General features: G+C 62.0%; 22 protein-coding genes and 1 pseudogene. 11 read left to right on the forward strand and 12 right to left on the reverse strand.

Features of this window, described 5'->3' with window-relative positions; genetic code table 11:
* From Q1A20_RS14945 to Q1A20_RS14955, 3 genes and pseudogenes are all read left to right on the forward strand, one after another.
* A pseudogene (locus tag Q1A20_RS14945) lies at positions 1–132 on the forward strand (S-(hydroxymethyl)glutathione dehydrogenase); the annotation flags it as partial.
* Between the two features lie 69 nt (positions 133–201).
* Positions 202–1,860 carry a hypothetical protein gene (locus tag Q1A20_RS14950; protein ID WP_299405843.1) on the forward strand — a complete coding sequence of 553 codons (1,659 nt, stop codon included), beginning with the start codon at positions 202–204 and terminating at the stop codon, positions 1,858–1,860.
* Positions 1,861–1,977: 117 nt separating this feature from the next.
* Entirely contained in the window at positions 1,978–2,436 is a 459-nt protein-coding gene (locus Q1A20_RS14955; RefSeq protein WP_299405842.1) for a (2Fe-2S)-binding protein, read from the forward strand.
* A gap of 34 nt (positions 2,437–2,470) precedes the next feature.
* On the opposite strand, the gene ureG is transcribed toward Q1A20_RS14955, so the two are convergent.
* The 11 genes from ureG to Q1A20_RS15010 form a co-directional block, all read right to left on the reverse strand.
* The gene (gene ureG / locus Q1A20_RS14960) at positions 2,471–3,103 is read right to left on the reverse strand and encodes an urease accessory protein UreG (protein ID WP_299405840.1); all 633 of its coding nucleotides are present in this window, start codon (positions 3,101–3,103) and stop codon (positions 2,471–2,473) included.
* The gene (locus Q1A20_RS14965) at positions 3,100–3,741 is read right to left on the reverse strand and encodes an urease accessory protein UreF (protein WP_299405838.1); all 642 of its coding nucleotides are present in this window, start codon (positions 3,739–3,741) and stop codon (positions 3,100–3,102) included. Before Q1A20_RS14965 ends, ureG begins: the two co-directional genes overlap by 4 nt.
* Positions 3,731–4,216 carry an urease accessory protein UreE gene (gene ureE / locus Q1A20_RS14970; RefSeq protein ID WP_299405836.1) on the reverse strand — a complete coding sequence of 162 codons (486 nt, stop codon included), beginning with the start codon at positions 4,214–4,216 and terminating at the stop codon, positions 3,731–3,733. The genes Q1A20_RS14965 and ureE overlap by 11 nt, the downstream gene beginning before the upstream one ends.
* A gap of 9 nt (positions 4,217–4,225) precedes the next feature.
* The gene (gene ureC / locus Q1A20_RS14975) at positions 4,226–5,935 is read right to left on the reverse strand and encodes an urease subunit alpha (RefSeq protein ID WP_299405834.1); all 1,710 of its coding nucleotides are present in this window, start codon (positions 5,933–5,935) and stop codon (positions 4,226–4,228) included.
* A gap of 14 nt (positions 5,936–5,949) precedes the next feature.
* Positions 5,950–6,372, reverse strand: coding sequence for a lysozyme inhibitor LprI family protein (locus Q1A20_RS14980; RefSeq protein WP_299405831.1), 423 nt, complete (start codon positions 6,370–6,372; stop codon positions 5,950–5,952).
* Positions 6,373–6,425: 53 nt separating this feature from the next.
* The gene (locus Q1A20_RS14985; protein ID WP_299405829.1) at positions 6,426–7,247 is read right to left on the reverse strand and encodes a cyclase family protein; all 822 of its coding nucleotides are present in this window, start codon (positions 7,245–7,247) and stop codon (positions 6,426–6,428) included.
* Positions 7,248–7,275: 28 nt separating this feature from the next.
* Entirely contained in the window at positions 7,276–7,581 is a 306-nt protein-coding gene (locus Q1A20_RS14990; protein ID WP_299405826.1) for an urease subunit beta, read from the reverse strand.
* A 9-nt stretch (positions 7,582–7,590) separates the two neighbouring features.
* Entirely contained in the window at positions 7,591–7,893 is a 303-nt protein-coding gene (locus Q1A20_RS14995) for an urease subunit gamma (protein WP_299405824.1), read from the reverse strand.
* Between the two features lie 3 nt (positions 7,894–7,896).
* Positions 7,897–8,712 carry an urease accessory protein UreD gene (locus Q1A20_RS15000; protein WP_299405821.1) on the reverse strand — a complete coding sequence of 272 codons (816 nt, stop codon included), beginning with the start codon at positions 8,710–8,712 and terminating at the stop codon, positions 7,897–7,899.
* A 162-nt stretch (positions 8,713–8,874) separates the two neighbouring features.
* Positions 8,875–9,681, reverse strand: coding sequence for an N-acyl homoserine lactonase family protein (locus Q1A20_RS15005; protein WP_299405819.1), 807 nt, complete (start codon positions 9,679–9,681; stop codon positions 8,875–8,877).
* Positions 9,678–9,968, reverse strand: coding sequence for a putative quinol monooxygenase (locus tag Q1A20_RS15010; RefSeq protein WP_299405816.1), 291 nt, complete (start codon positions 9,966–9,968; stop codon positions 9,678–9,680). Before Q1A20_RS15010 ends, Q1A20_RS15005 begins: the two co-directional genes overlap by 4 nt.
* Before the next feature lie 134 nt (positions 9,969–10,102).
* Between Q1A20_RS15010 and Q1A20_RS15015 the strand changes: the two genes are divergently transcribed.
* Both Q1A20_RS15015 and Q1A20_RS15020 read left to right on the forward strand, forming a co-directional pair.
* Entirely contained in the window at positions 10,103–11,191 is a 1,089-nt protein-coding gene (locus tag Q1A20_RS15015; protein WP_299405814.1) for an isocitrate/isopropylmalate family dehydrogenase, read from the forward strand.
* Positions 11,191–12,213 (forward strand): Gfo/Idh/MocA family oxidoreductase, encoded by a 1,023-nt coding sequence (locus Q1A20_RS15020; RefSeq protein ID WP_299917386.1) that lies wholly within the window; start codon positions 11,191–11,193, stop codon positions 12,211–12,213. Before Q1A20_RS15015 ends, Q1A20_RS15020 begins: the two co-directional genes overlap by 1 nt.
* A 16-nt stretch (positions 12,214–12,229) precedes the next feature.
* Here Q1A20_RS15020 and Q1A20_RS15025 read toward each other — a convergent pair whose 3' ends face one another.
* Entirely contained in the window at positions 12,230–13,039 is an 810-nt protein-coding gene (locus tag Q1A20_RS15025) for an aspartate dehydrogenase (protein WP_299405808.1), read from the reverse strand.
* Between the two features lie 198 nt (positions 13,040–13,237).
* On the opposite strand from Q1A20_RS15025, the gene Q1A20_RS15030 reads away from it, so the two are divergent.
* The 6 genes from Q1A20_RS15030 to Q1A20_RS15055 all read left to right on the forward strand — a co-directional run bounded on the left by Q1A20_RS15030 (position 13,238) and on the right by Q1A20_RS15055 (position 26,493).
* Positions 13,238–13,483, forward strand: a complete 246-nt coding sequence (locus Q1A20_RS15030; protein ID WP_299405806.1) for a nucleotide-binding domain containing protein — start codon at positions 13,238–13,240, stop codon at positions 13,481–13,483.
* On the forward strand, positions 13,480–14,130 hold the full coding sequence (locus Q1A20_RS15035) for an aldolase (RefSeq protein ID WP_299405803.1): 651 nt from the start codon (positions 13,480–13,482) through the stop codon (positions 14,128–14,130). The genes Q1A20_RS15030 and Q1A20_RS15035 overlap by 4 nt, the downstream gene beginning before the upstream one ends.
* Positions 14,127–14,894: a TIM barrel protein gene (locus tag Q1A20_RS15040; RefSeq protein WP_299405801.1), complete on the forward strand. Its 768-nt coding sequence runs from the start codon at positions 14,127–14,129 to the stop codon at positions 14,892–14,894. The genes Q1A20_RS15035 and Q1A20_RS15040 overlap by 4 nt, the downstream gene beginning before the upstream one ends.
* Before the next feature lie 520 nt (positions 14,895–15,414).
* The gene (locus tag Q1A20_RS15045; RefSeq protein ID WP_298970540.1) at positions 15,415–15,600 is read left to right on the forward strand and encodes a hypothetical protein; all 186 of its coding nucleotides are present in this window, start codon (positions 15,415–15,417) and stop codon (positions 15,598–15,600) included.
* Positions 15,601–15,703: 103 nt separating this feature from the next.
* Positions 15,704–16,582, forward strand: a complete 879-nt coding sequence (locus tag Q1A20_RS15050) for a hypothetical protein (RefSeq protein WP_299405798.1) — start codon at positions 15,704–15,706, stop codon at positions 16,580–16,582.
* The gene (locus Q1A20_RS15055; RefSeq protein ID WP_299917391.1) at positions 16,579–26,493 is read left to right on the forward strand and encodes a DUF6603 domain-containing protein; all 9,915 of its coding nucleotides are present in this window, start codon (positions 16,579–16,581) and stop codon (positions 26,491–26,493) included. The genes Q1A20_RS15050 and Q1A20_RS15055 overlap by 4 nt, the downstream gene beginning before the upstream one ends.
* Positions 26,494–26,498: the final 5 nt, after the last annotated feature.

A 26,498-nucleotide genomic window follows, 5' to 3' on the forward strand; every position in this document is an offset into this window, starting at 1 on the left:
GTGGACTGGTACATGGACGGCAAGATCGAGATCGACCCGATGATCACGCATAAGCTGACACTGGACGAGATCAACCACGGCTTTGAGCTGATGCACGAAGGCAAGTCTATCCGCGCTGTGGTGGAGTTTTAGCACACGCAAACGATCTGGCGCGAAACGCAATTCGTGATACGCTCCCGCCGCAACGCGGGGGCGTTTTTCATGAAAGGGATTGCAATGGACGGCTTTGATCTTGGCACATATGCCCGACACATCACCACGGCGTCAAAGACGGCGCAACGTCACTTTGACACGGGTCTGATCTGGCTGTTCGGGTACAATCACGAAGCCGCCGCCGACTGTTTCAAACTGGCCATTGCAGCTGATCCCAAATGCGGGTTGGCCCATTGGGGCATCGCCTATGCCGTTGGTCCCAACTACAATAAACCTTGGGAGTTTTTCACAGCCGAAGAGCGGGTGAGCACGCTGCGCGAGGCGCATGGCGCACTGGCGCAGGCGCAAAAGCTCAAACCTGACCTTGCGCCTGTCGAAGTTGCTCTGATCGAGGCGCTGGCGGACCGTTTTCCCGATGATCCGGAGATTGAGGATTTCGCCCCGTGGAATGACGCGTTTTCCGACGCGATGCGCCGGGTCTACGCCGATCACCCCAGCGATCTCGACGTCATATGCCTCTTTGCCGAGGCGTTGATGAACCGGACGCCCTGGCTCTTGTGGGATCTGCCCAGCGGTCAGCCGCGCGAGGGGGCTTCGACGCTGGAGGCGCAGGCCGCGCTTGAGAAGGCCTTTGACACGCTCCCCGGCGCCTGGGATCACCCTGGTTTGCTGCATATGTACATTCACCTGATGGAGATGTCGCCGTTCCCGGAAAAGGCGCTGCGCCACGGGGACCGGCTGGTCGATCTTGTGCCCGATTCCGGGCATCTGGTCCATATGGCGACCCATATCGATGTGTTGTGTGGTGACTACCAGAACGTTGTGACACGCAACGCGCGCGCGGCTGAAATTGACCAAAAATACGAGGCCGTTGCAGGGGCGGAGAACTTCTACACCGTTTACCGCATTCACAACGTGCATTTTGAGGCCTATGGCGCGATGTTCCTGGGTCAGCCGGAAAGGGCGTTGCAGGCGTCTGAGCGCTTGATCGAGATGCTGCCCGACAAGGTTGTACGCTACCTGCCGGATCTCTTTGAGAGCTTCTGGGGGAAGAAAATCCATGTCATGATACGCTTTGGCATGTGGCAGCAGATCATTGACGAACCCTTGCCCGAAGACGCGGAGCTCTACAGCTACACAACAGCGGCGATGCGACAGGCGCGGGTGATCGCGTTGGCCAACCTGGGTCTCATTGATCAGGCACGACAGGAGCGTGACGAAGCCCTTGCCGCCATGGCGGCGATGCAGGACACCCGCATGGTTTTCAACAACTTCGGGTCGGATGTGCTGAAGGTAGGTGAGGCGATGATGGAGGGCGAACTGGCCTTCAAATCCGGCGATCACGAGGCCGGTATCGCGCATCTGCGGCGCTCGGTCGTGCTGGATGATGCGCTGCTCTATGATGAGCCCTGGGGCTGGATGCAACCCACCCGCCATGCGCTTGGCGCGCTGCTGATGGAGATGGGGCGCTTTGATGAGGCCGAAGCGGTGTACCGCGCAGACCTCGGCTTGGATGAAACACTGGCGCGGGCGTGCCAGCACCCGCGCAACGTCTGGTCCCTGCACGGGCTGCACGAGTGTCTTGTGCACCGAGGTGAATTGACCGAAGCGCGGCACATCAAACTGCAACTGGATCAGGCGATTGCACGCGCCACCGTGCCAATCCGCGCCTCCTGCTACTGCCGCAGCAAGGCTCACGCCGCCTGAAATGACCTGCCCTCTAGGGTTCGAAGACTTGCCGATGGGCTGTCGTGACGTTGCGACGTCGTTGCTGGCGGCGCGTGAATTTCGTATTGTGACGCTGAATTCGCGAGGACGATCCGCATGAAATTAACCGTGAATGGCGCGGACCACGAGGTCGATGTTGCCGACGATATGCCCTTGCTTTGGGTGTTGCGGGATACCCTTGGGATCACCAGCGTGAAGTACGGCTGCGGCGTTGCGCAATGTGGCGCCTGCACGGTGCATGTGGATGGGGTTGCAATGCGATCCTGCCAATTGGCTGCGGCAGATGTCGAGGGGCCGGTGACCACAATTGAAGGTCTCGGCACGCCCGAAAGCCTACATGCGGTGCAAGCCGCCTGGATCGATCATCAGGTCGCGCAGTGTGGATACTGTCAGTCGGGCCAGATCATGCAGGCGGCGGCTTTGCTCGATGCTGTGCCGGATCCAAGCGACGCTGACATCGATGCAGAGATGAGTGGTAACCTGTGTCGCTGTGGCACATACCCTCGCATCCGCGCCGCGGTAAAGACCGCTGCACGAAACCTTCGAGACGCATAACTTGTAGCCTATTCAGTGCGTTATCGGCTGGCTTTCATTCTGCAGCCGATACCATGCCCAGCCCCGAAACCTCGCGCAGCGCCTCAATGACATTTTCAACACCCTGGCCATGGCGCAGCGCTGTAAAGATGAAGGGCCGCCCCGCGCGCATTCTTTCTGCGTCCCGTTCCATGATCTCCAGCGATGCGCCGACATGTGGGGCCAGATCTGTCTTGTTGATGATCAGAATGTCCGACCGGGTGATGGCCGGGCCGCCCTTGCGGGGGATTTCCTCGCCCGCCGCCACGTCGATCACATAGAGCGTTACATCTGCGAGTTCCGGCGAGAAGGTCGCACTCAGATTGTCACCGCCGCTTTCGATCAGAATGGCCTCGATATCCGGATGCCGCGCCTGCATTTCCGCCACGGCGGCCAGGTTGATGGAGGCATCCTCGCGAATGGCGGTATGCGGGCAACCGCCTGTTTCGACGCCAATAACTCGGTCTTGGGGCAGGATTTGCATGCGCATGAGCGCGTCCGCATCCTCCTGTGTGTAGATGTCATTGGTAATCACACCAATGGAATGTCGCGGGCTCAGAGCGCGGGCAAGGCAGGCGGTCAGCGTTGTTTTGCCAGCCCCCACAGGGCCACCGATACCGATGCGCAGGGGGCCGTTTAAGCTTGTCATGTTCTAAACACCTTTGAATACTGGACCTCATGTTGCATGGCCGCGATGTCAGCGGCAAAGCAATGGCTATGAAGATCGTGAAGTTGGTCTGAAACAGCGGTCTTAGCAGTGGACCTGATAAGAGGCGCGAGTTTGGCCAGCAGCACCTGACCTTCGGTCTGGCCCAATGGCACCAGGCGCACCGCGGCGGAGATCAGATTGGCAGCAAATGCGTGCAGGTACATCTGCGCGGTGAGTTCCAGTGGGATCGCCTGCGCGCAGGCCGCCCGTCCGACAGCCACCGGATAAGTACAGGCCCCGAGCGCCGTACCCCAAACCGCGTCCACCGTTCTGCAAAACGCGGCCCCTTGCTGCTCTGTCTCCAGCAGGCGCTCCGCGCTGGCGGCAAAAGCGCGGGCGGTTTCATCAACCTGATGTAGTACATGAGGGTTAGCATGATAAGCACTTGACAAGATGATGATATCAGATCGACCGCCTCCCTGGGAGATCAGGTCGGTGACCCATGTCTCCAGATCATCCACAGACGTAATCGCACCGGTTTCAATGGCGGTTTCCAGCCCATGCGAATAGGCAAATGCGCCAACCGGAAACCCCGGCGACAGCCATTGCGTCAGGGTCAGGATTGCGTCAGTGGTCATGGGCGTGAACGTGACTGTCTGGCCCGTGTTGGGCGCCGTGATCATGGCCGTGGGTCCGCCCGTGGCCATAAGCGCCGCCTTCCGGTGTAAAGGGCTCGACCACCTCATGCACATGCGCGCCCAGCTGCGTAAGCATCTGTGCGATGACGTGATCCCGCTGGATCAAAAGCCGGTTCTCCTCGATCTGGCAGGGCGTGTGGCGATTGCCGATGTGCCAGGCGATGCGGTGCAGGCCGTGCCCGGTGATCTCCAGCAAGGGCTCAGGCGCAGCCCGCACCCCGATGAACCCGCCATCCGTTGTCTCCAACCTATCCCCATCCGCGAGCGAGGTCGTTTGGGGCAGATCGACAAGAACCTGCGCACCGCTTTGCGTGGTCAGCACCTTGCGGCGCAAAAAACGGGCATCATAGTCGAGCGTCACATGGTCCTGCACGGGCTGGCCCTGTGTTGTCACCTTTTGAGCAGTTGGTATCATGTGTTACCCTCAGAACAGGAAATAGCGCTGTGCCATCGGCAGCACCTCGGCTGGTTGGCAGGTCAGCAATTCACCATCGGCACGGACCTCATAGGTCTCCGGATTCACTTCAATCTCCGGCAGCGCGTTATTCAGGATCAGATCCTTCTTGCCGATGTTCCGGGTGTTTTTCACCGCAATGACGTCTTTGCGCAGTCCCAGCGTGCCGCCGATCCCTGCGGCCTCTGCCGCAGCACTGACGAAGGTCACGGCAGAGCGCTCAACTGATCGGCCAAAGCTGCCGAACATAGGCCGCGTGTACACGGGTTGCGGGGTCGGGATGGAGGCGTTTGGATCCCCCATCTGCGCACAGACAATGGTACCGGCCATCAGCACCATTTCGGGCTTTACGCCGAAGAATGCGGTGTTCCAGAGCACGAGATCCGCGCGTTTGCCTTCCTCGATACTGCCAATCTCATGGCTGATCCCATGGGCAATTGCAGGGTTGATCGTGTATTTGGCGATGTAGCGGCGCACCCGCATGTTGTCGTTTTCGCCGGTCTCTTCTGCGAGAGGACCACGCTGTTTCTTCATCTTGTCCGCAGTTTGCCAGGTGCGGATCAGCACCTCGCCGACGCGCCCCATCGCCTGACTGTCCGAAGCAATGATCGAAAACGCTCCCATGTCATGCAGGATGTCTTCGGCGGCGATGGTCTCGCGCCGGATGCGGCTCTCGGCAAAGGCCACGTCCTCAGGGATCGATTTGTCGAGGTGATGACAAACCATCAGCATGTCCAGATGCTCTTCCAGCGTGTTGACCGTGAAGGGCCGCGTCGGATTGGTCGACGAGGGGATCACATTGGCGTCGCCGCAAATCTTGATGATGTCCGGCGCGTGTCCACCCCCTGCGCCTTCAGTATGAAAGGCGTGGATCGTGCGGCCCTTCATGGCGGCTACGGTGTTTTCCACGAACCCGGATTCATTCAGCGTATCGGTATGGATCATCACCTGCACGTCCATGTCGTCGGCGACACTCAGGCAGCAATCAATCGCGGCAGGTGTTGTCCCCCAATCCTCGTGCAGTTTCAACGCACAGGCACCACCCTCGACCATCTCGACCAAAGCTGCCGGTTGGCTGGCGTTGCCCTTGCCGGACACGCCGATGTTCATGGCAAAATGATCGACGCTCTGCAGCATGCGCCCGATATGCCATGGCCCCGGCGTGCAGGTGGTGGCCAGCGTCCCATGCGCGGGCCCGGTGCCGCCCCCCAGCATGGTGGTTACGCCGGAGTGCAGCGCGTCTTCGATCTGTTGCGGGCAGATGAAGTGGATGTGGCTGTCAAATGCACCGGCCGTCAGGATCTTACCCTCACCGGCAATGGCCTCGGTGCCCGGGCCCACGATGATATCCACGCCCGGCTGGGTGTCCGGGTTGCCCGCCTTGCCGATCTTGTGGATACGCCCGTCTTTCAGGCCCACGTCCGCTTTGTAGATGCCCGTGTGATCGACAATCAGCGCATTGGTGATCACCGTATCGACCGCGCCGCCCGCGCGTGTCACCTGCGATTGCCCCATGCCGTCGCGGATCACCTTGCCGCCGCCGAACTTGACCTCCTCACCGTAGGTTGTGAAATCGCGTTCCACCTCGATGATCAGATCGGTATCGGCAAGCCGCACGCGATCACCGGTCGTCGGGCCAAACATGGCGGCATAGCTGGAGCGTGAGATTGTGGCGGGCATAGGCGTCTTCCTGATCAGTTTGTCTCGGTGAATAGGTGCAGGTCTTCGGTGCGACGTTGGGTCAGCCGTTCGAGGCACATCAGAAACAGCTGGCTCGCCATCGTGCCACCACGGGCAATCGTGGCCTCGGCGCTGCAGGCCTGATCGCGGAAGGTGATCCAGCTGCGTTGCGCATCGCGCAGGATTTCTTCGCTCGACGGCTCATAGCCGGGATCTGCCTCATCGCGTTCTCTGGCGGCTGCAATCGCGCGTTGCCATGTTTCGTTCAACTGCTTGTCCGCTGCTTCGGCGGCGCGGCTGGCGCAGCCGGTCATTTCCACTTGCGTGACGGGGTTTGTGCAATCGAGGTCTTGGGCAATGCCCGGGCTCGCCAAACACAAGGCGAAGGCGGCCCCTCTGACGGGCCAACTCCCCAGATGTCGGAGCAATGGCGCCACGGCCAGCGGTCCTGCGCCGGCCGTACCTTTTGATATGAAACGTAAAACGCCCACTACACCATCGCAAAGATGCGCGCCGGGCCGCCCGTGCCGCCCACATGGTTGGGTGCGCCGACGACCAGCGTGGCGCCCGCCGCAGGCACCTGATCCAGCCCGGCCATGTTTTCAATACCGTAGCGACCAGATGGCAGCCACGCGTAATGTGTCGCGAAATCGGGCGAGGGGCCGTGGTCCAGCGACAGGGTATCCACCGCCATTGCCACAGCCGTGGTTTCTTCCAATAGCATCTGCGTGGCTTCGATGTGGAACCCGGGGAAGTGTTTGACGTCGCCTGCATCATTGCCCACATAGTCGGGGCTTGCGGTCTTGGCGGCCCAGCCAGAATGCATCGCGATGCAGGCCTTGTCCGGGATCGCCCCATGGTCTGCAATCCACGCCTTCAGATCGTCGGGCGTCACCTGAGCATCCGGGTTTTCCGCGGCCTTCGCGGCAATGTCGATCACGCAGAGCGGCACGACAAGGTCGCTGACGGGGATTTCATCCACCGAATTGCCATCCGCAGAGAAATGCAGCGGCGCATCAATATGGGTGGCGGTATGTTCATTGATGCTCAGGTTGAGCAGGTTGAAGCCATGTTCCGCAAAGTTGAAGGGCTGCTCGGTCGAGATGCCCGGCACGCCAAAAAAGGTCGGGAATTCGGGGCTCAGCTTGTGGGTCATGTCGAAGACGCCGCCATGACCGGCGGCCAGGGCGGGCGGCGCCGTTGCGACCGTGCCCAGTGCCGCAGCCGCGCCGACGACAGCGCTGGTTTTGAAGAAGTCACGCCGCGACAGCATCCGTTCCTTCACCGAATTGATCACACAGATATCACACATGGTCTTTCCTCCTCCAAGGTTTGGACGATCACAGATCGCCCATGATGTGTTGGTTGAACCCAAAGACGCGGCGCGCGCCGGAAAGCGGAATGAGCTGCACCTCTCGGCGCTGTCCCGGCTCAAACCGCACGGCGGTGCCCGCGGCAATATCCAGCCGCATGCCCCGTGCCGCCGCGCGGTCGAAATCAAGCGCCGGGTTGCTTTCGGCAAAGTGATAATGGCTGCCGACCTGCACCGGCCGGTCACCGGTATTGGCCACCATCAGGGTGATGGCGTCGGTGCCTTCGTTCAGGGTGATGTCGCCCTCGGCGACCATGAGTTCTCCGGGGATCATCAGCGTCTCCTACCTGATCGGATTATGCACGGTGACAAGCTTGGTGCCGTCGGGAAAAGTCGCCTCGACCTGTACATCATGGATCATCTCCGGCACCCCTGCCATACATTGATCGCGTGTGATGACCTCGGCACCCGCCTGCATCATGTCGGCGACTGACCGCCCGTCGCGTGCACCCTCAACCACGGCATCGGTGATCAGGGCAATCGCCTCGGGGTGGTTCAGTTTGACGCCACGCGCCAGACGGCGCCGCGCCACTTCGGCGGCCATCGCGACCAGCAGTTTGTCTTTTTCACGGGGGGTCAGCTGCATGGCTTACAGTCTCCAGCTTTTTGGCAATTGGTTGTGGGTCAGATCGTCGAGCATGGGCAACAGACGCCTGCGCAGATGAAAGCCATCTGCCGCCAGCAGTCGGGCCACCAAGACGCCGGGGCGCAACAGGCTGACACCGCCGGTCGGGCCGATGAGGTCGCGCAGCGGGGCGATATAGGCTTCGGCTTCCGGTGCGACGAAGACAAGGCTGGCCATGGCGCGCGCGCCGCCCGCGATGGTCGGGCGATCAAGCTGTGCTGCGGCGTCGCCAGAGAGGCATACCCCGTCACGGTAAATCACGGTGCCCTCCTGCCGGAGCGTGATCTGATCCTCAAAGTGGATGTCGTGGACATCTTCGCCCATCGCACGCCTGCCAAAGAGAACCGGTTCGACCATTAGAAACCGCGATCCGGCAGCAATTTCAACCACAAGGCGCCTGCGCAGGGCACAGCCGTCATAGAGGATGGTTTCCTGCGGCAGCCAGTTCAGCCGCGCGCCTTTTTCAACAGTCAGATGCGTTTCAAGATGGCCGGTTTGCGTCTGCTGGGCCCGGTAGGCGCGTTCAGCGGCCTGGGTGGTCAGTGTCAGTTCCGACCCTTCTCCCGCCGTGCCGGAGATGGTGAAGCTGTCACCGCCGGTGATGCCGCCCGCGGTGTTGATCAAAATCGCCTCAAGCGGGCCTGTGGTCCGGGGAAAGAGCAGTTTCAGCGCACCGGATTGGCGTAAGCCGTCGATACAAGACCGGTGCGCACGCTTTTTGCTGGATACCATCGCGGCGCCGATGGCGCGCGGCTGGTCCAGCAGTGTCGTGGTGCGCATGAGCAATTTCAGTGGCCTTCGGGCGTCAACTTTCCAATGGTTAATGTCACATGGGAAATGTCGTTTGACCATAGATGAGATCGATGATCTGCACAGCTGTCAGGATTTCCGCCTGTTATTTGTGCACAGCGTGAAGATTAGCCCGCATCACAGCGCGACGCATCACGTGCCGCCGATCAGGCCGGGCTTGTCCGGACCCTGATCGAGCCGCCAGATATGCGCCGCCATGGCTGGGGGAAAGGCCTGCGTGACAAGCGGGTCATGGCCGGGGACAATCAGCGTGGCGCGGGTGGCGAGCCGCGCCAACGTGTCGAACCCATCCAGCATGTTTTGCAGATCGACAACGATGGGGAAGGGTTTGCGCGCAAAGACATTTTCATAGTAATGCGCCGCATCCGACGCCAGCACCAGCCACCCGGCGGAGGTGCGCACACGCACGGCCTGCAACCCGCGGCTATGGCCGCCGATGCAATGGACCGTGACCCCCTCGGCAATCTCGCCATCACCCTCATGAAACACAACCTGCCCGGAATAGAGGCGCGTGACCGCTTCGCAGATGTGCCCGGCGGTGAAGGGCATCTTCAGCGTGTCATGGCACATGCAGGGCCCGGTGGCATAGGCCATCTCCGCCGCCTGCATATGCAGTTTCGCATTAGGAAAGAGGTGCAAGCCCCCCGCGTGATCATAGTGCAGATGGGTCACGATCACGGTTGTGATGTCTTCAGGCCTGAGCCCAAGTGGCGCAAGTGAGGCCGCCGGGTCCTGCCGGATTGGACGGTCCCGCAGGGTCGCCTCCGCCGCATCATAGCCGGTGTCGACCAGAATAACCTCCGCACCCCGCCGCAATACCCACATGAAATAGTCCATTGGGTGCGGCGCATCGTGATTATCGTCGAAAATGAAACTCTCGCGCCGCGTGCGGCTGTTCCGGTCCGCGTATTTGACGGCGTAGACTTCCCAATCACTCATTGCAGGACCTTTCCGTAGGTTTTCACGGATTTCTCCGTAATCATATCGGCAACAGTGGCGTCGAAAGACTTGAAATGCGCCGAAGCGAGATGCGCATCAAATGCCGCCGCATTGTCGTAAAGCTCGTAAAGGAAAACCTCGCCCGGACGTGCTGGATCCGTCGCAATGTCAAACTGATGACACCCCGGTTCTTCCCGCAGCGAGGTGGACGCGTTTTCTGTCATCAAGGGCATGAACGCCGCTAAATGTTCCGTTTTGATTGAAAAAGTGACGACAACAGCGAACATATCAATCCTTACTTGTAGATCGGGTCAGGCTTACGTATAAATTAATGCATACATTAAAGTGGCGATATATGTCATCCCCTCAAATGTCTTGTTGAGACTGGATGCATAGCACACACCAAGAGGCGCAAAGATCAATGAAAAAGAATTATGACATCGCGGTCTTTCACGGCGATGGGATTGGCCCGGAGATTATGGCGCCCACGGTGAGTTTGCTGCGCGACCTGGCACAAACCTCTGGCTACCAACTGGCGTTCACCGACTGTGCAGCGGGGGCGGCGCATTACGCGGAGACGGGGGATGCCCTACCAAATGCGTCGATGGAGGCCGCACGGCAATCGGATGCGATTCTGCTCTCGGCCATGGGCTTGCCATCCGTGCGCTATCCCGATGGCACCGAAATTTCGCCACAGATCGACCTGCGCAAAGCGTTGAATTTATTTGCAGGCGTGCGCCCGGTGCGCATTTTCCCCGGTCAAAAGACGCCGCTGAACATGCCGGAAGGCCGTGAGGTCGACTTTGTCCTGATCCGCGAGAGCACGGAGGGGCTCTTTCACACGCAGGGCTGTGGCGAGGTCACCGAGAACGAGGCCCGCGAAACCCTGTTGATCACACGCGAAACATCGGAACTGCTGTTCAAATTTGCCTTCGATCTGGCGCGCACGCGCAAGGAGACCGGGCGCAGCGCTGGCCGTGTGACCTGTGTGGACAAGGCGAATGTGTTCCGCGCTTTCGCCTTTTTCCGCGAGATATTCGATGCCGAGGCGGCCAGACATCCGGATCTGACCAGCGATCATGCCTATGTGGATGCAACCGCCTTGTGGTTTGTGCAAAAGCCGTGGGATTTCGATGTGCTGGTCACAGAAAACATGTTTGGCGACATATTGTCTGATCTTGGTGCCGGGTTGATGGGGGGGCTGGGCGTGGCGCCCTCCGCGGACATCGGGCTCAACCATGCGGTTTTTCAACCCTGTCATGGGTCCGCGCCCGATATTGCCGGGCAGGGGATCGCAAACCCGCTGGCGATGATCCTCTCGGGCGCGATGATGCTGGAATGGCTGGGGCTGCGGCATGATCACGCGGTGATGGCTGCGGACGGCGTCCGGTTGCGCACGGCCACCGAAGCGGTGATTGCCCAAGGTGCGGTGCTCACCGGGGATCTGGGCGGATCAGCGACGACGACCGAAGCTGCCACCGCAGTGGCAACGGCCTTGAGGGAGAGCTGATGTCTGATACAGCTCTTCGGGTCGCTTGCGTCGGTGCGGGGTATTTCAGCCAGTTTCACTACGGCGCCTGGGCGCGTTTGCCGGAGGTCACCTGCGTGGGATCCGCAGATCGTCAGATCGCAGCAGCGCAGGCAACCGGGGTTCCGGCCTTCGACGATCTGCACCAGATGCTGGCTGCGACCGGGCCGGATATCCTCGACATCATCCTGCCGCCGGTGGCGCACCGCGATGCGGTGCTCCTGGCGCTGGATGCCGGGGTCAAAACGATCATCTGCCAGAAGCCGTTTTGTCAGGATTTGCAAGAGGCCACATCCCTTACGGTTCTCGCCGAACACAGCGGTGCGCGGCTGATCATTCACGAAAACTTTAGGTTCATGCCCTGGTACCGCGCCATCAAGTCCGAGATTTCCAGTGGGCGGATCGGCACGCCGCTACAGGCCAGTTTCAGGCTGCGCCCCGGCGACGGGCAGGGTCCGGACGCCTATCTCGACCGCCAGCCCTATTTTCAGCAGATGCCGAAATTCCTGATCCACGAAACCGGGGCCCATTGGATCGACACATTCCGCTTCCTCTTCGGCAATCCCGGCGCGGTCTATGCGGATTTGCGGCAAATCAACCCTGATATTCAGGGGGAAGACGCGGGATTTGTTCTCTTTGATCATCCGAATGGGGTGCGCGCGCTTTTCGATGGCAATCGGCATTGCGATCACTTGGCAGACAATCAGCGCCGCACCATGGGCGAGGCGCTCTTTGAAGGGACAGAGGGTGTCTTGACCCTGCTGGGCGATGGGTCGGTGACATTGCGACCGCATGGCAGCATGGAGAGTGAAATGGTCCTACCGCCGGACACCTGGGAGGGGTTCGGCGGCGACTGCGTCTATCACCTGCAAAACCACGTGGTGCAAGGCGTACTGGGGCGGGGCGCGTTCGAAAACGAAGCCCGCGATTATCTGGAGGTCATCCGTATCAAGGATGCGATCTATCAATCTGCTGAAACCGGGCAGAAAATCGAGCTGTGGTAGAGGACCCGGCGACCCATCAGATCATAACAGCGTCCCGTTTGCGGTTAATCTCGCGCAACACGCTGTAGACCGTGGCCACAGATGTCTTCGCGTTTCCTGCTGATGCGGCGTTGTCGATGGTCATCGCAAAGCCGCCCGCCGGGCTTGAAACCTCATAGGCGTGTTGGTTACCGGTCGCCGCCGGATCAGCGATCAGTGAAACGCGCGTGCTGTCAAATCCTGCACCGGCAAGCGCCAGGGTCGCGGCGACATTTGCATTCTTGGGATAGGCCATCGCCGCCTCTCGTGCGGTGCCCTCAAAAAATACCTGCGGCGAGGTCAATGCCGACAGATCACAGACTTCCTCGGCGCGTGTCCCGGCCCAGGCTGCGGGCGGTTTTGTGCCCCGGTAGCTTACCTGCACATCTCCTGCCAGCGCCAGTGCCGCCAACAGGTCAATGCCGCCGATGGCACCGGAGGGCAGGGCCATCTGAGCGGATCCAGCTTCTGCAGCCAATCGCAAGTGATCCGCCACCTGCTGATCCGCAAGCGCTCCGATCGAGACCAGCACCAGATCGTGCCCCGCGCGCAAAATCCGTGGACCATGCTCCGCGACAAACTGGTTGCCTGCGCATTCCACAACCAGATCAGGTTTTGCCTGCAACAGCTCATCGATGGTGCCGACGACGCTCACCCGAGGCGCGGCTTTGCTGAGCGCAGCGTCCTCTTCCAGAGCGGCCACGCGTGCGGGCCGCACGAGCACGGTCAGACGCGCGACCGGTCGGTGCGCCAGCCAGGCAACTGCTGTTTGTGCAATGTTGCCATATCCGATGATTGCCAGGTGCATAGAAAATCTCCATCCGGGGGCTGACAACCTGTGTATCCGCAAATGCACTGACAGGCGAAGCGATTTGACCAGGCAGCGGGGAACACGCGCGGCAATCCATGGGAAAAATCGCTTGTTGTTTTGAGATATCGCAAATGGTGGCGGCGAAGCCGATGCTGCACTTGCCGAGATCTGCGTGTTAAATGGCGGGAAAAACGCTTGTCTGGATGGCCGCCCGGGGGCGTCGCGCGCGATGGTTTGGTGTTGTCGGTGGGGCGAGTTGCGGGGCTCATGACCAAAGCGCTGGGCTTCTACCGTCGGGACGTTTGTGTGGAGTTTGCGCCAGGCATCCTCTGGATCACAGGCGAAAGCGATGGTCATCCCATTGCATTGGCGTCGAAATCCGGCAACTTAGGCGCCGAAGACTTCTTTGCGCATGTGTTCAACGTTCTTGAGGCCCCATGACCGACGAAACCAAACTACGTGAACAAATGTGTTTGCTGGCGAAATCCCTGTTTGATCGGGGGCTGACGGGCGGCAGCACCGGTAATATTTCGGCGCGCACGGCTGATGGCGGGCTGCTTGTCTCGCCAACCGGCACCAGTTTCGGACGGCTCGATCCCGCGCGGCTCAGCCACTTCGACGCCTCGGGAACGCTCATTCGCGGCGACGCTCCGACCAAGGAGATGCCGCTGCATTCCGCCTTCTATGACACGCGCAAAGGTGCCGGTGCCGTGGTGCACCTGCATTCCTGCCATTCGGTGGCCTGGTCGATGATGCCGGACGTGGATCCCGACAATTTCCTGCCACCAATGACGCCTTACGCGATCATGAAACTGGGCAAGGTCAAGCTGCTGCCGTTCTTTCTACCCGGCGATCCGGCGATGGGGGCGGCAGTGCGCGGTCTGGCGGGCAAAAGGAGCGCTGTGATGTTGGCCAACCACGGGCCGGTGGTGGCGGGCAAGGATGTGGAGGCGGCCTGCAATGCCATCGAAGAGCTGGAGGATACCGCGCGCCTGGCCATGCTGATGCGCGGATTTGATGCAAACATGCTGAGCGCCCAGCAGGTCAGCGACCTTGTGACCCAATTTGACGTGGAGTGGGACGCATGACCCGATTTTCCGCCAACCTCGGGTTTCTTTGGGCAGAAAGGCCGCTGCCGGATGCCATTCGCGCGGCCAAAGCCGCCGGGTTTGATGCGGTCGAATGCCATTGGCCCTATGCGGTTGGCGCGCAGGAGGTCGCCGCTGCGCTAGAGGAAACGGGCCTGCCGATGTTGGGGCTGAACACGCGGCGGGGAAACCTGGACGCGGGTGAAAATGGTCTCAGCGCGCTTGTCGGTCGCGAAACGGAGGCGCGGGAAGCCATCGATGAGGCGCTGGAATACGCGCAGCAAACCGGTGCAGGCGCTGTGCATGTGATGGCAGGCTTCGCGCAGGGCGATGCGGCTGAGGCCTGTTTCACATCCGCCTTGAGTTATGCCTGCACGAAAGCCGCCCCGCTGGGCATCACGATCCTGATCGAGCCGCTCAATCACTACGATGCCCCAGGCTATTTTCTGACAACGACCGAGCAGGCGCGCGACATCATCGAAGCGGTGGGCGCGGATAATCTGAAGCTCATGTTTGACTGCTATCACGTGCAGCTGATGGAAGGTGATTTGAGTCATCGGCTCGACGCCCTGCTGCCGATCATTGGCCACATACAGTTCGCCAGCGTGCCTGATCGGGGGACACCTGATCACGGCGAAGTTAATTTTGACCATATTTTCGAGGTTATCGCGGGATTGGGGTATGACCGCCCCTTGGGCGCAGAGTATAAGCCCACGGCGCCCACCGAGCAGACGTTGAGCTGGATGCAGTCGCTCAAGCGCTAAGATCGCGCGTTCGGAGAATCGCCCAGGCGATAAGTTTCGGCGGCAACAAGCGCGCCTGCAACAGCTGCGCCAGCGCGATTGCGGCGTGGACGATAAAAAATTAACGCATCTTTCCGCGCCGATCTGATGTCCATTGGTGAACTTCACTGGCGGATATCATTGCCCTGCCAAATTGCTCGCTTGATTTTGAAATCGGTCCGGTCACCGGGTTTGTTCTTCTGGATGAGGTATAGCCTTTAGGTCAATGAATTTTCGCTATAATTGCATTTGGGCAGGGGCATTTCCATAGGTGCGAAATCCGACGCGTTTGTCTGGACCTTCGCCTCTAACCACGCTTCCGTCTGCGTTCCAACGCATCGCTGTGTCGCTGACGTTCTGCCGTATTTTCAGATGAGGTGTCGTTCAGAGACCCTGGTGGAGCGGTAAAATAATTCCTTGACTGAAACACTTGCCGCCACGTTAACTTGAGGTTGAATCAGATCTAATTTTCAGACCGGTGGGGCATTTTTAAGTGTATTCCTTGCTCAAGACATTTGCTCTCAAAGACATTCTGGAACGCGAGTTTATCCCCTTCACCGTCGCTCTCATTGTCGCACAGCTCTACTTCAAGTGGGGCAGTTTTGCGCTGGAGCTGGTGGGGTTCATTTTCACTTGGTTGGTACTTGGTTTTGTCGCGCAGCTGATTTTGAGCGCATTTCGCAAATAACGAAGTACCGCCGCTGCCAGCATGGGTGCGGCGTCATCAACTGCCTTTGAAACGGGCTGTTTTACACCGCTGGACCTGCGCCTCTTGATTTGGGGAAATCGCCATGGTGCGTCGGCCAACATCACGACCAGGGTTCACGCCGGGTGCTGCTGTCTCGGGCACGCGGCTGCGAGATCTGGGCAGGGTGCCCGGTGCCTCGGCCAGTTTTCGCAGGCGATTTGAGAACATCCTCGACGAGGTCGGACGGCTGGATGACATTCGCATCGACGATCTGGTCATTGTGCGGGACAAGCCGCCGGTCTTTGACGATCTGGGCGATTTCATCGGCAATATCGTCAAGCCCAACGACCTGACGGAGATACTGGGCTCGGTGATCACGCGGCCCGACCTTCCCAAAACCAATCAGCTGGATTTTGTCACGACATCCCTCATGGATCAGCTGCGCAAAAACCTCCCCGATGCATTGCCCAAAGTCCCGATCAAGACCGGTAAGAAGGGGGCTGACCTGCCGGTCACGACCAAGGGGCTGACGCAGCTTTTGCAACTGGCAGCGGTGCGGATCTGCGAGGATCAAGCGAGCGTCATCTGGGACGATGGTATCAACCAGCTTGTTGTGCATGCATCGCAAATCCAGGCGACGCTGACCGACGGGCTGGTACGGGTCGACATCAAGGTCGAGGCCGACAAGCTGCGTGCGACGATGCAAATCCCCTTTGCCGTGGGCAGCGAAGAGCGTCTGACTGGTCTGGTCATGGCCACAACGGACAGGCCCGCGGGCAACCCTGTCGTGGCGCAGGTCTGGGGCGAGGCGCTGATCGCCCTGGCCCATGGTGCCTTGATTTCCGCCAGTGAGAGCCTTGCGGGGGCCTCCGGTCGCGACGTGCAGAACCAGCGCCTGATCCCACGCGCCCTCACGGCCCGGCGCGGCAGTCTGGTGGTGGAAAGCCAGGCCCGGTTTGTCTTCAAGGAGGATCTGCGATGAACGCCTTTTCGCCGGATGACTTTGGCGAAACCGCCGATCTGCTGCGGGCTCTGGGGCTGGTTGGTTCTGACGGCGAATTCAATAGCGACTGGCTGGGCGACCCCGAAGCCTACCTTAAAACAATGCTGGCCGATGATACGCAGCGCCAGGCGCTGTTTGATTTTGTCGCGACCATGCGCGGCGGCGAAACCGAACGGGACGCCGAAGATCGGCTATGGATCGAGCTCTTCTCCGAAGATCTGGGCGGCGGATCACGGATTGGTTTTTTCATCGTAGCGGACGACACCCCGGTTTCTGAAAACACGCCCATTGATGAGGTACATCTGTTTCTGGGGGTGCGTTTCAGCACAAGTGCGCCGCTGGCGACCAGCCAATCCGCCCTGATGTTTCCCCTGTTTCGCGCGGCCAAAAGCGGGCCGGCGCCGTCCAGCCCCGAACTGATCCGCCAGCGGGGCGGTTTCATCGCGATCAGCAGCGAAGTCACCGTGTCCGAAACCCCGGCGCCTCCCGGGGAGGCCGGGCTACAGGCCGTGGGTCTGCGCCTGTTGATCCCCACCATCGCCGCCGATGGTGATCCGAAGGTGGCGCTTAGTCTGCGCGGGCTGCAATTGCCGGGCGAGGCCACAGGGCGCGACCTGACCCTGTCCCTGACCGACCCTGACAGCCTGCGGGATGCGGGGTTGGAGCTGATCATTGGGTTGCTGCAGGCACAGGTCGGCACCGCAGCAGGGGCGCAAATTCAGGCTTTTGCCAAGCTGATCGGTCTGGATGGCGATCCGGCGATCCCATCCTTGCCGGTAGAGGACATCTTCAACCGCGGTCTCGATGCATTTGGCGACTGGTTGGCGCAGGTGCTGGGCGACGCCGCGCGGCGCGCGGCCTGGCTGCAGGCACTGGCGGACGTGTTTGGTGGTGGTGCCACGGTGCAGGGTCACGAGGTTTTGCTGACAGTCGATTCCGCGGTCGTCAGGATTGGTTTGCGGGCCGAAGCCGGCGCATCCGGCAAACCGACGCTCACGCTCACCACCGCATTTGGGCTGCAGGACGGCCCGGCGGAAGTGTCCCTGCGCGCGGATCTGGTCCGCGTCGATCTTGGCCTGGGCACCGCCGTGGCCGTGCCCAATCTCAGGGCAGAGGCGCGGTTTGATCTCTCAGGCGTGGTCATGCCCGACGTTTCGGTCGATACGCTGGTCGTGGGCTTCGGTCTCAACGCGGCGCGCAGGCCGGTGCTGGTGCTCGAACTGCTGGATGTCACCCTTTTCAGCACCACGCATCCACGATTGGATTTGACAAACCCGGAGGCTTTGGCCGCAACAGCAGCACAGGCGATCACCGACGCCTTGAGCGAGGTGCTGGGCACCCTTGGGCCAGCCGGGGATCTGATCGCCATCATGCTGGGGTGGCAGGCCCCGCCCGGTGCCAGCGCGGGATATCCGCGCATTGATCTGCTGGAATTCCTCGGCGATCCGCTCGGACGCCTGCGGGCGCATTGGGAGGCGGTGCTGAACAGCCATATCGCTGATGTGCCCGCCGTGCTGAGCAGTTTGCGCGAACTGCTCACCGGGGACGCAACGCCGGGATCTGTGACCGGATCAGGTACGGATGCGGCACCTTGGGTCCTGCCACTGGTCGCAGGTCTGCACGTGGCGGTCTGGCGTGACGCTGCCGCGCGACTGGTCATCGGGCTTGGGTTTCTCAGACAGGTCGACACATTGGGTGAGCGCTGCACGGTCCTTGAGACACGGGTGCGCGCTGGCATCGTGGCGCTCGATCTGGACAGCGGTGCCGCCGGGTTCCTGCCGGAGGTTTCGGTGCGGGCTCTGGGCCGCGCCCGGGGCGGCGGACGGTTGCGCACGGATCAGGGCGGTTTTCGCTTCGAGGTCGATCACCTCGGCCTGCGCGCAGGCTGGACGCCGGATGCCGGGCTTGATGTGGGCTATGAAGCACCCAAACCAGCGATTTACATCGACGGGCTGCAACTGCCGATCGACATCCCCGATTTTTCCGGCGGGGTGGCGCAGGCCATTGCATCGATCACCAACGCACAATGGGACGCGCTGGAACGGCTGCTGGCGCATCTGGCACAGCAGATCGGTCAGGACTGGCTCAACGATCTGATTGAAGCGGTCGGCTGGCGCAGGTCCGCGCCGGTGCTGGGCGACCCGCGGCGGCACCGTTTGCGGTTGGCAGAGCTGATATCGGATACGGAAAATGCGCTGCGGGGCTGGCTCGCGCGCATCCTGGCGGATGCTGAGAGCAAGGTCGAGGAGCAATTGCAGCCGCTGGCTCGGTTCCTGTCGGGCCGTCCCGAGGCGCAGTTCAACGTTAGTGGCTCAGGCACGATCACCGACCCTTGGCGGATCAAGCTGTCGGAGGCGCCGAATATGCCCGCGATTGCGGTCTGGCGACAACCCGATGCGCCGCTGCCCACACCCAATGGGCTTTTGTCCCTGCCGCTGCGACGGTGGCGTCCGGGGGATGCCGGGCTGGAGCCGGGGAAACTGGCGCAGGCCATCCTCAGTGAGTTTCCCCAGATCGCCGGACCCTTTGGCGCGGGTCTGGCGCAAGACGCCGTCAGCGCCGGGTTGCACGGTCTTGCAGGCCTCTGGCAGGGCAGTGATGGACAGGTCCGCGCGCCCGCTGTCGCTATTCCCGGGGCGACGGTGCATCTGATCCAGAACCAAACCGCAGCTGCGATTTTCGAGAGCCTTGATCTTGTCCCCATTGTGGGCGCGGCCCCTGCCACGCGGATCAACGTGCAGGTCATCCGGCCTGATGCCCCCATGGACCCCGCGCTTGATCCCGCCCGTGTGCTGGACATGCGCGAGGCGGGGCGTGACCCGCTGGCGTTCACGCCTTTGCCGTCACAGGCGGGCACCTGGCATCTGTTGTTGGCCCCGCGCGACGCGGCGCGTTTGCCCTCAGGTGATCCAGATGGCGTTGCGGGGCAGGTGGCGCGGCTGCGTCACGGTCTGTCCCTCATTGCGGCACGGCCAGATGTGACCGTGGTTGCGGATGCGGCGGCGGCGCATGCCTGCTGGCTGGCGCTCGACGCCATGGGCAGCGGGATCAACCGGCTGGTGACAATTGGCCAGCCAGTCGTCGCCGAACAGGTGCCGTCACCGCTGCCTGTGGTCGAGGCGGAGATGCTGCGCCGCCTTGCGGAATTCATGCCGGAGGAGGACGCGGCCGAGCCTGATGATGACGACCTCGCCCGCGTCCGGCGGCTGATCGCGGGATACCTCGGTGATCGTGCCATGGCTGTGGCCGATCTGGCGCTGCCTGCGGGCTGGAGCGGCACCAAACGCGGCGATCTGGCGCTGCACCTTGTCTACGGGGCGCTGGATGCGGATACAATCCGATGCGCGCTGAGCGCAGCTGTTGCATCGGGTCTCAGTCTCAACGCCCAGTCGCGGAGCACGCGCCGTGAGCTGCAGGAAATCACCTCTGCGTCTTTGGGGGCCTGGGTGCCGCTTTCCAGCGCGCCCGCGGCCACGGGACTGGTGGTGCAGGGGCACGGTCTGGCCGAAATCGTCGGCGTCGATCTCGAATTTGGGTCCGGGGCACCGGCCATCGTCCCGCGACAGGCGCGCACCATCACCGCAGCCCTTGAACTGCGCCACAGCAGTGGTTGGCTGATCGGCGGGCCACAGGCCGCGCCGCTGCCGCTTGATCTGGAGCTGCGCTCCATCGAGATCGATCTGAGCCTTACCCTGGGTGGTGCGGCGGAGCCGGCCCTGAACCGCGCGCAGATTACCCTGTATGGCGTGCGCATCCATGATCGCAGCTTCCCACGGCTTGTGCTGTCGCCCGGTCTTGCCGATGGCGATCTGGGCATCGAAGGGCTGGCCGCCCCCAGCACGCCGGAAATTCAGGATCTGCTGTCGCAGGTGTTCACCCAACTGGCGACCGCAGCGGATCCGGCGCTGGCCAAGGTCGCTGACGCCCTGCGTGCAGCAGGCATTCTTGGGGCGGGCGACGGATTGGACCCGCTGTCGCTGTCCAACTGGCTGGATGATCCCGCGGCGCGCCTGCAGGATCTGCTCGCAGATCCTGCGTTGCGCAACCGTCTGATGACCTTGATCGCGGATATCACCGGGGACACCACGGGCATCAGCTTCGACCCGGTGGCGCGGCAGATGACGCTGACGCTTTCAGGGGCCACCGGCATGCCGGTGTTCTCGGAATGGGCGGTGTCTGGAACGATCGGGCAGGGGGGTGTGACCGCCGCGGCATTGCGCCTTGGTGCGGAGGATGAGACGCACGTCAACGTGCCCCTGGCCCCCTTTGCAGCCACCTTGCATCTGGGCACCGCAGAGGCCGAGGCATTGGGCGGCCTGCCACCCAGCGTGCCGCTTTGGCCCGCGCCGGATGTGATGCGGCTGGCGCAAACGGCCTTCCCGGCCATGGCGACCACTGCGCTCGCGCGCATCCTTGAAGGGGTCCGCCAGTCCGATCCCGGTGTGCGCCCAATCATCGACGCCGCCCTGACCGGTCTTGGGCTGCTCGACAGCGCAGGCGGCACCCCGCGCGTGGTGATCCCGCCGCTGATGTTCATCAACCCCGGTGCGTGGCTGCGGCGCGGGACGGTGCTGGGCACACTTGATGGGAAAACGGTGCAGCCTGACCGGGTGATCGCGCTGATGGAGGCGCTGAAACCTCTGGTGGGTCTCTCCGGGGCATCTGGAACTTGGGACATCGCGCCCGGCATCGGGTTGCGCGCCCGCAATGCCAGCGGTCTGGTGCTCGAATTCACGCTCGACCCGGCGCTCTTCATGCCAGCGGCGGATGTTGATTTTGGTGGCGCCGTCGGCATCCATATCGACCCCGATGGCCGGGTGCTGCCCGCCATCGCCGTTTTTGTCGGGCTGAGCGGTGGCACGGTCGGACAGCGCGCGGTGCATCTGAGCGTCGCCAGCGGTGCCGTCAGCCTGTTCATGCGCGATGGCGCAGGCACTGATCTGGAAATCTACCCCAACCCGGCGGGCCTTGCGCAACTGGCCACTGCCGGGGTCACCGCGGCCCTGCCAGCAGCGCTGGATGCCATCGTCGCGACGAACACGCCCGCGGGCAATCTGATCGCGGATATCGGTGATGCGCTGCTCCTGCGCCAGGGGGGCAACTTCGACGGGCCTGCGATGGTGGCCTGGGTGACGGATCCGGCCGGAACGCTGGAGACCCGCTGGCCGCAGCTCTTGGCATCAGGGCTCCTGCGCCTGGATGATGCCCTGCCTGACGGCGTGTCGGTGGTCCCGCTGGGCGTCGGACCCAACCCGATGAATGCCGGTGCGCGTCTTGAGATCGCCGATGCAGGAACAGCCGGATCAACGGTGCATGTGACCTTCCACGCCAGCCCCATTTCTGTCGAAGTGGGCGCAGATATTCTGCTTGTGCCCTTTGCAAACACCGTCTCTGCCGCGTTGCGCTTTGACGCCACCGGGGTTGCAGGGATGCAGGTGGGTGTAGGGCCCGCGACCATCCCACTGGGGGGCGGGATCGAGCTCTACCCGGTTTTCGCGCTGGATGTGGGCAGCACGGTGGCGGTGCCGTCGGTGTCCATCGGGCTGGCGGTTGATCCAGGAAATAGCCAAGCGCTGACGTTGCGCTATGATTTCGAAACCAATCTTACCCCTGGAAAATTTGACCTCGGATTCGGCACCAATACCCCCGACGAGATCGCCAGCGGCATCATGCATTTTGCCATCGATCTGGTCGGCACCTTCCTGCTGGAACTGCCACCGGTCAGGGAGGTGCTGGAGAAGCCCATCGGCGCACCGGCCAGGAACCTCAAGCTCGAAGACATGCTCACCGGTGTGCTGCTCAAACCCGGCGGTGGGCTGGATGCCGATTTCTTCCGCGTGATCCTGCGCGAGGATGAGGAGGCCTCCGACTTGCTGGAGGACAAGCTGGCGCGTGTGATCACGCTCATTGACAACATCGCGGATGCCGAACCTACCGTCACCATTGACGGGGCGCTTGATATCGGCCTGGCCAAACCCGGCGGCGTTGTCGGGTTCAGTCTGAGCGTCAGGGACCGCTTGCCCATCGTCGAGGGTGACATTGCGCTCTGGTTGGAGAATGACAGCCGCTGGATCATTGGCGGGCCCACCGCGGGGTTAAAAATCGGGCTGCTGAAACTGGGCATGGGCGGCCTCGATTTCGAACCGACGCTTTCTGTCGATGGGGTTGGTCTGCGGATCGGTCGGTCAAACGCGCCGCTGCTGGATAGCCCCATTGCGATCGGGTCGATTGCCCTGCACGGCTTTGCGCGTCTGTCCAGTACCGAAAAGCTGGGTGGCGCGCAGGTGCAGCTCTCCGATCTGGCCGTGGCAGTAGGCGGCGAGACCGGCAGCGAAGAGGGCGGCAATGCGGTTGCCGAGGGCATGCTGGCCGAGACAAACGAGGGCGAGGCGGCCCTTGCTCCCACCTTCAGCCCGGCGTTTTCCGTGCAGTCTAAGCCCGGCGGAGACATCGCATTCCGCTTCAGCGCAGGTGACGGCGACGGCCCCTGGTGGCTGCCCATCCGCAGCCAGTTCGGCCCAATCTACATCGACCAGATTGGCCTCGGTTCGCAGATCGCTGATGATACGCTGCAATCCATCTCGCTGCTCTTTGATGGCAATGTCTCCATCGCCGGGCTGCAGGCCGCGGTGGATGATCTGGAACTGCGCTACCGGCTTGATCGGGGCGGTATCTTTGACCCGGCCTCCTGGGCCGTGGATCTTGCGGGCCTTGCGGTCTCGGCGGATATGTCCGGCGTGGTGCTCGCGGGCGGTCTTCGCAAATTCGAAACCGATGTCCCGGTTACCACGCCAACGGGCACGGAGATGGTCAAGAGCATCGATTACATCGGCATGCTGGCCGCGCGCTTCGGCACCTACGGGCTGTCGCTCTACGGCGGCTATTCGGCGGTCAAGGGCGATGATCCCTACACCGCCTTCTTTGTTTACGGCGCGGTGCTCGGCCCCATCGGTGGCGCGCCCGCGTTCTTCCTGACCGGCATTGGTGGTGGCTTCGGGATCAACCGCGATCTGATCCCGCCCACCAGCCCGGGTGATTTCGATGAATTCATCATGATCCAGGCGCTGGATCCCGCGTTCAGCCCAGGCGGCAACCTGTCGGAGGATCTGATGGTCATCCGGGGGAATTTCCCCGCAAAGAAAGGCAAGTTCTGGTTCGCGGCAGGCATCAGTTTCACTTCCTTTGCGCTGGTCGACGGGATCGCGGTGGTCGCGGTGGAGTTCGGACAGGGGTTCGAACTGTCGATCTTCGGGCTGGCCCGGATGGCGCTGCCCCGGCCGGAAGTGGCGCTGGTCTCCATCGAGTTGGGCCTGCTGGCACGTTTCTCGACCGAAGAAGGCGTGATCTGGATCCAGGCGCAGCTGACCGACAATTCCTGGCTCTTGCACAAGTCCGCACGGCTCACCGGCGGCTTTGCCTATGTCAGCTGGTTCAAGGGCGATAAGGCCGGGCAATTCGTCCTGACGCTGGGCGGCTATCACCCAAGCTTTCAGCGTGACGGCTACCCAGTGGTACCGCGCCTCGGCTTCAACTGGTCCGTCTCCAGCAACATCGTCATCAAGTCGGAGACCTATTTCGCCCTGACCTCCGAGGCGATCATGGCAGGTGGCCTCTTTGAAGCGAGTGCAAAATTTGGTCCGGCCTTTGCGCATCTGAGTTTTGGCGGCAACGCCATCGTTTATTTTGATCCTTTCAGTTACGAGGCCGATGCCCATGCACGGGTCTCGGCAGGCATCCGGATCAAGACCTTCCTGGGCACAATCAAGCTGTCCTTCAGCCTTGGCGCTTACATCGAAGTGCGCGGTCCGGAATTCCACGGCACCGCAAGGGTCGAGGTCGGCCCCATCGACATCCGCGTCCGCTTTGGCGACAGCAGCCCGGTGCCAGCACAGCTCATCGCCTGGACGGCCTTTGCCGAGAAATATCTGGAACTTGCGCCGGGCAATCGCGCGCGGGCGATGAGCGGCATCGCCGGAAAAGGGGCCATTCCACCGGCGTCGGAGGATGGTGACGAAGCGGGCAGTGCCGATGGTTCTATCGCGCATCCTTTCGATGTCACCAGCGAGTTTGAGCTCTCCTTTACCAGCACCATCCCGCTGACCGGCATCGATTGTGACGGGATCGGGGTGCCCACAGGGGCCAAACCGAACCTGGGCGTGGCGCCCTCCGGCAAGACCGTAGATGACATCATCCTGACCATGCGTCTGACGCGCATCGATGGTAGTCCAGCATCTTTGAACGCCCCGACCAAGATCTTCCCGACCGCGCGCCAAACCGGGAAGTTCCCCATCGGCGTCTGGGGGCCGCCACAGGATACCGACGCCAAGAAACTGCCCAAGGGCGATGTGATTTCCGCCACCGAAGGGATCGATATTAGCTTCAAATCGGTGCGTTCCAAACGCATCCCCAATGATGCATCGGGCGGCGTTGCCTTTGAGCAGGTTGAACCGGGTGACCGCAAACCGCTGCCCCTGCGTGCGGCGGGATCGTTGCGGGCGGCCCTCGTGCGCGAGGCGCAGGAGCAGCGGGCCTTGCTCAACGCGATGGGGGATCAGAAAATGCCCCGGATTGCCGCCGATTGGCATGGTGCTGCGCGTCAGCCAACCGCGAAACGGTCCTGGGCGCGCGAGCGTGCGGCACCGATGCGCGTCGGGCTTTTGTCGGAGCGTATCGTCGGGTCCGCCGCCGCCGGGCGCAAACGCGTGGTGCCGAAGAAGGGGCTGACAACCAGGACGGTGAGTTTTGGCAAGGCCCGGTTGCGCGGTTATATGGTGCAGCCGTCGCGCGCGGCGCGCGGGACGGCCATTGATGCGGTCACAAAGGTCACGCGCGTCACGGCCAATAGCGAAAAATACCAACGGATCGCGCCGCCCGTGGTGGCCGGGACCGCCCAGGCGTCCCGCACCGCACCGGTTTTGCTGCGCGCGCAGATCGGGGCACCCAAGATCGACAAGACGCTGGTCGCCGCTGCCAGTGTTCCGGAAACGCTGTCGCCTGTGGCCGCATTCTCCGCTGGCAGGACAGGCGCGGGGGCGGTTGACAGAAAAACACTCGCAGCCGTCGAAAACATGGTGCAAGCGGGGGCGGTCCGGCGCGGCGACAGCCGCGCGCTCAACGCTGGCGAAATCGCGGTTTACGATCTGCCCGGGGCAAACGGAACGGTGCGTTTCCCGACAGCTGGCGAATTGAGCATCAAAGGTGCCGCGCGTCTGGTGGTCATCGGCGCGGCAGGCCAAGTCATATTGAACCAGCTTGACGCCAGCCGGGTCAAACTGCCTTCGGAAAGCCGCGCCTTTGCAGTGCTGGCGGGCGAAGAACCCGTGCCCGGAGAGATCGCGGGATGGCTGGAAACCACGCAGGTTGCCTATCTGGGCCGGGGCATGGCGCGTTGTTCAGGCGGATTTGTGCGGGCCGAAGGGGCCAGCCGCGCCCGCGCAGGCAAACGCGCAGGCTGCGGATGGATGCAGGCGCGCGATCTGACCGATCAAACGGCCCTGGTCGAAACCAGCTTCGACCGTGGCGCGCAGAGCCTTGCGATCATGATCGAAGGCACGGTCAGCCCGGCAGATCTAGAGACCCTGGCGGTGCATTTTGATGGCATCGAGGCCTCGGATGCAGCACCACAGCTGGTGCCATTCGACAGCAAAACGCTGATTGTCTACAGCCTGAACGCCAAAGCCGACAGGCCGTTTTCGGTCAGCCTGGGCGGGCGCACGGATGACCGGCTGGATGGCATCATCGCAGGCCGGATCACGGCGGATCAACTGATTGCGCGGCTCCTGAACAACGCCATCCGGCTCGATCTCGAAACGCTGTCGGGTCAGAGCACCAAGACTGTAACCGCTGCCTGGAAGGCCCCCGGCAATCTGCGCGTGACGCAGGCAGAATAGGAAAA

The sequence above is a fragment of the uncultured Roseobacter sp. genome, assembly GCF_947501835.1.
Lineage (GTDB): Bacteria > Pseudomonadota > Alphaproteobacteria > Rhodobacterales > Rhodobacteraceae > Roseobacter.

What these genes read in the sequence shown, in the direction of transcription:
- Q1A20_RS14950 (WP_299405843.1), top strand. Translation starts at nt 202, where the DNA reads ATGAAAGGGATTGCAATGGACGGCTTTGATCTTGGCACATATGCCCGA.
- Q1A20_RS14955 (WP_299405842.1), top strand. Translation starts at nt 1,978, where the DNA reads ATGAAATTAACCGTGAATGGCGCGGACCACGAGGTCGATGTTGCCGAC.
- ureG (WP_299405840.1), bottom strand. Translation starts at nt 3,103, where the DNA reads ATGACAAGCTTAAACGGCCCCCTGCGCATCGGTATCGGTGGCCCTGTG.
- Q1A20_RS14965 (WP_299405838.1), bottom strand. Translation starts at nt 3,741, where the DNA reads ATGACCACTGACGCAATCCTGACCCTGACGCAATGGCTGTCGCCGGGG.
- ureE (WP_299405836.1), bottom strand. Translation starts at nt 4,216, where the DNA reads ATGATACCAACTGCTCAAAAGGTGACAACACAGGGCCAGCCCGTGCAG.
- ureC (WP_299405834.1), bottom strand. Translation starts at nt 5,935, where the DNA reads ATGCCCGCCACAATCTCACGCTCCAGCTATGCCGCCATGTTTGGCCCG.
- Q1A20_RS14985 (WP_299405829.1), bottom strand. Translation starts at nt 7,247, where the DNA reads ATGTGTGATATCTGTGTGATCAATTCGGTGAAGGAACGGATGCTGTCG.
- Q1A20_RS14990 (WP_299405826.1), bottom strand. Translation starts at nt 7,581, where the DNA reads ATGATCCCCGGAGAACTCATGGTCGCCGAGGGCGACATCACCCTGAAC.
- Q1A20_RS14995 (WP_299405824.1), bottom strand. Translation starts at nt 7,893, where the DNA reads ATGCAGCTGACCCCCCGTGAAAAAGACAAACTGCTGGTCGCGATGGCC.
- Q1A20_RS15000 (WP_299405821.1), bottom strand. Translation starts at nt 8,712, where the DNA reads ATGCGCACCACGACACTGCTGGACCAGCCGCGCGCCATCGGCGCCGCG.
- Q1A20_RS15005 (WP_299405819.1), bottom strand. Translation starts at nt 9,681, where the DNA reads ATGAGTGATTGGGAAGTCTACGCCGTCAAATACGCGGACCGGAACAGC.
- Q1A20_RS15010 (WP_299405816.1), bottom strand. Translation starts at nt 9,968, where the DNA reads ATGTTCGCTGTTGTCGTCACTTTTTCAATCAAAACGGAACATTTAGCG.
- Q1A20_RS15015 (WP_299405814.1), top strand. Translation starts at nt 10,103, where the DNA reads ATGAAAAAGAATTATGACATCGCGGTCTTTCACGGCGATGGGATTGGC.
- Q1A20_RS15020 (WP_299917386.1), top strand. Translation starts at nt 11,191, where the DNA reads ATGTCTGATACAGCTCTTCGGGTCGCTTGCGTCGGTGCGGGGTATTTC.
- Q1A20_RS15025 (WP_299405808.1), bottom strand. Translation starts at nt 13,039, where the DNA reads ATGCACCTGGCAATCATCGGATATGGCAACATTGCACAAACAGCAGTT.
- Q1A20_RS15035 (WP_299405803.1), top strand. Translation starts at nt 13,480, where the DNA reads ATGACCGACGAAACCAAACTACGTGAACAAATGTGTTTGCTGGCGAAA.
- Q1A20_RS15040 (WP_299405801.1), top strand. Translation starts at nt 14,127, where the DNA reads ATGACCCGATTTTCCGCCAACCTCGGGTTTCTTTGGGCAGAAAGGCCG.
- Q1A20_RS15050 (WP_299405798.1), top strand. Translation starts at nt 15,704, where the DNA reads ATGGTGCGTCGGCCAACATCACGACCAGGGTTCACGCCGGGTGCTGCT.
- Q1A20_RS15055 (WP_299917391.1), top strand. Translation starts at nt 16,579, where the DNA reads ATGAACGCCTTTTCGCCGGATGACTTTGGCGAAACCGCCGATCTGCTG.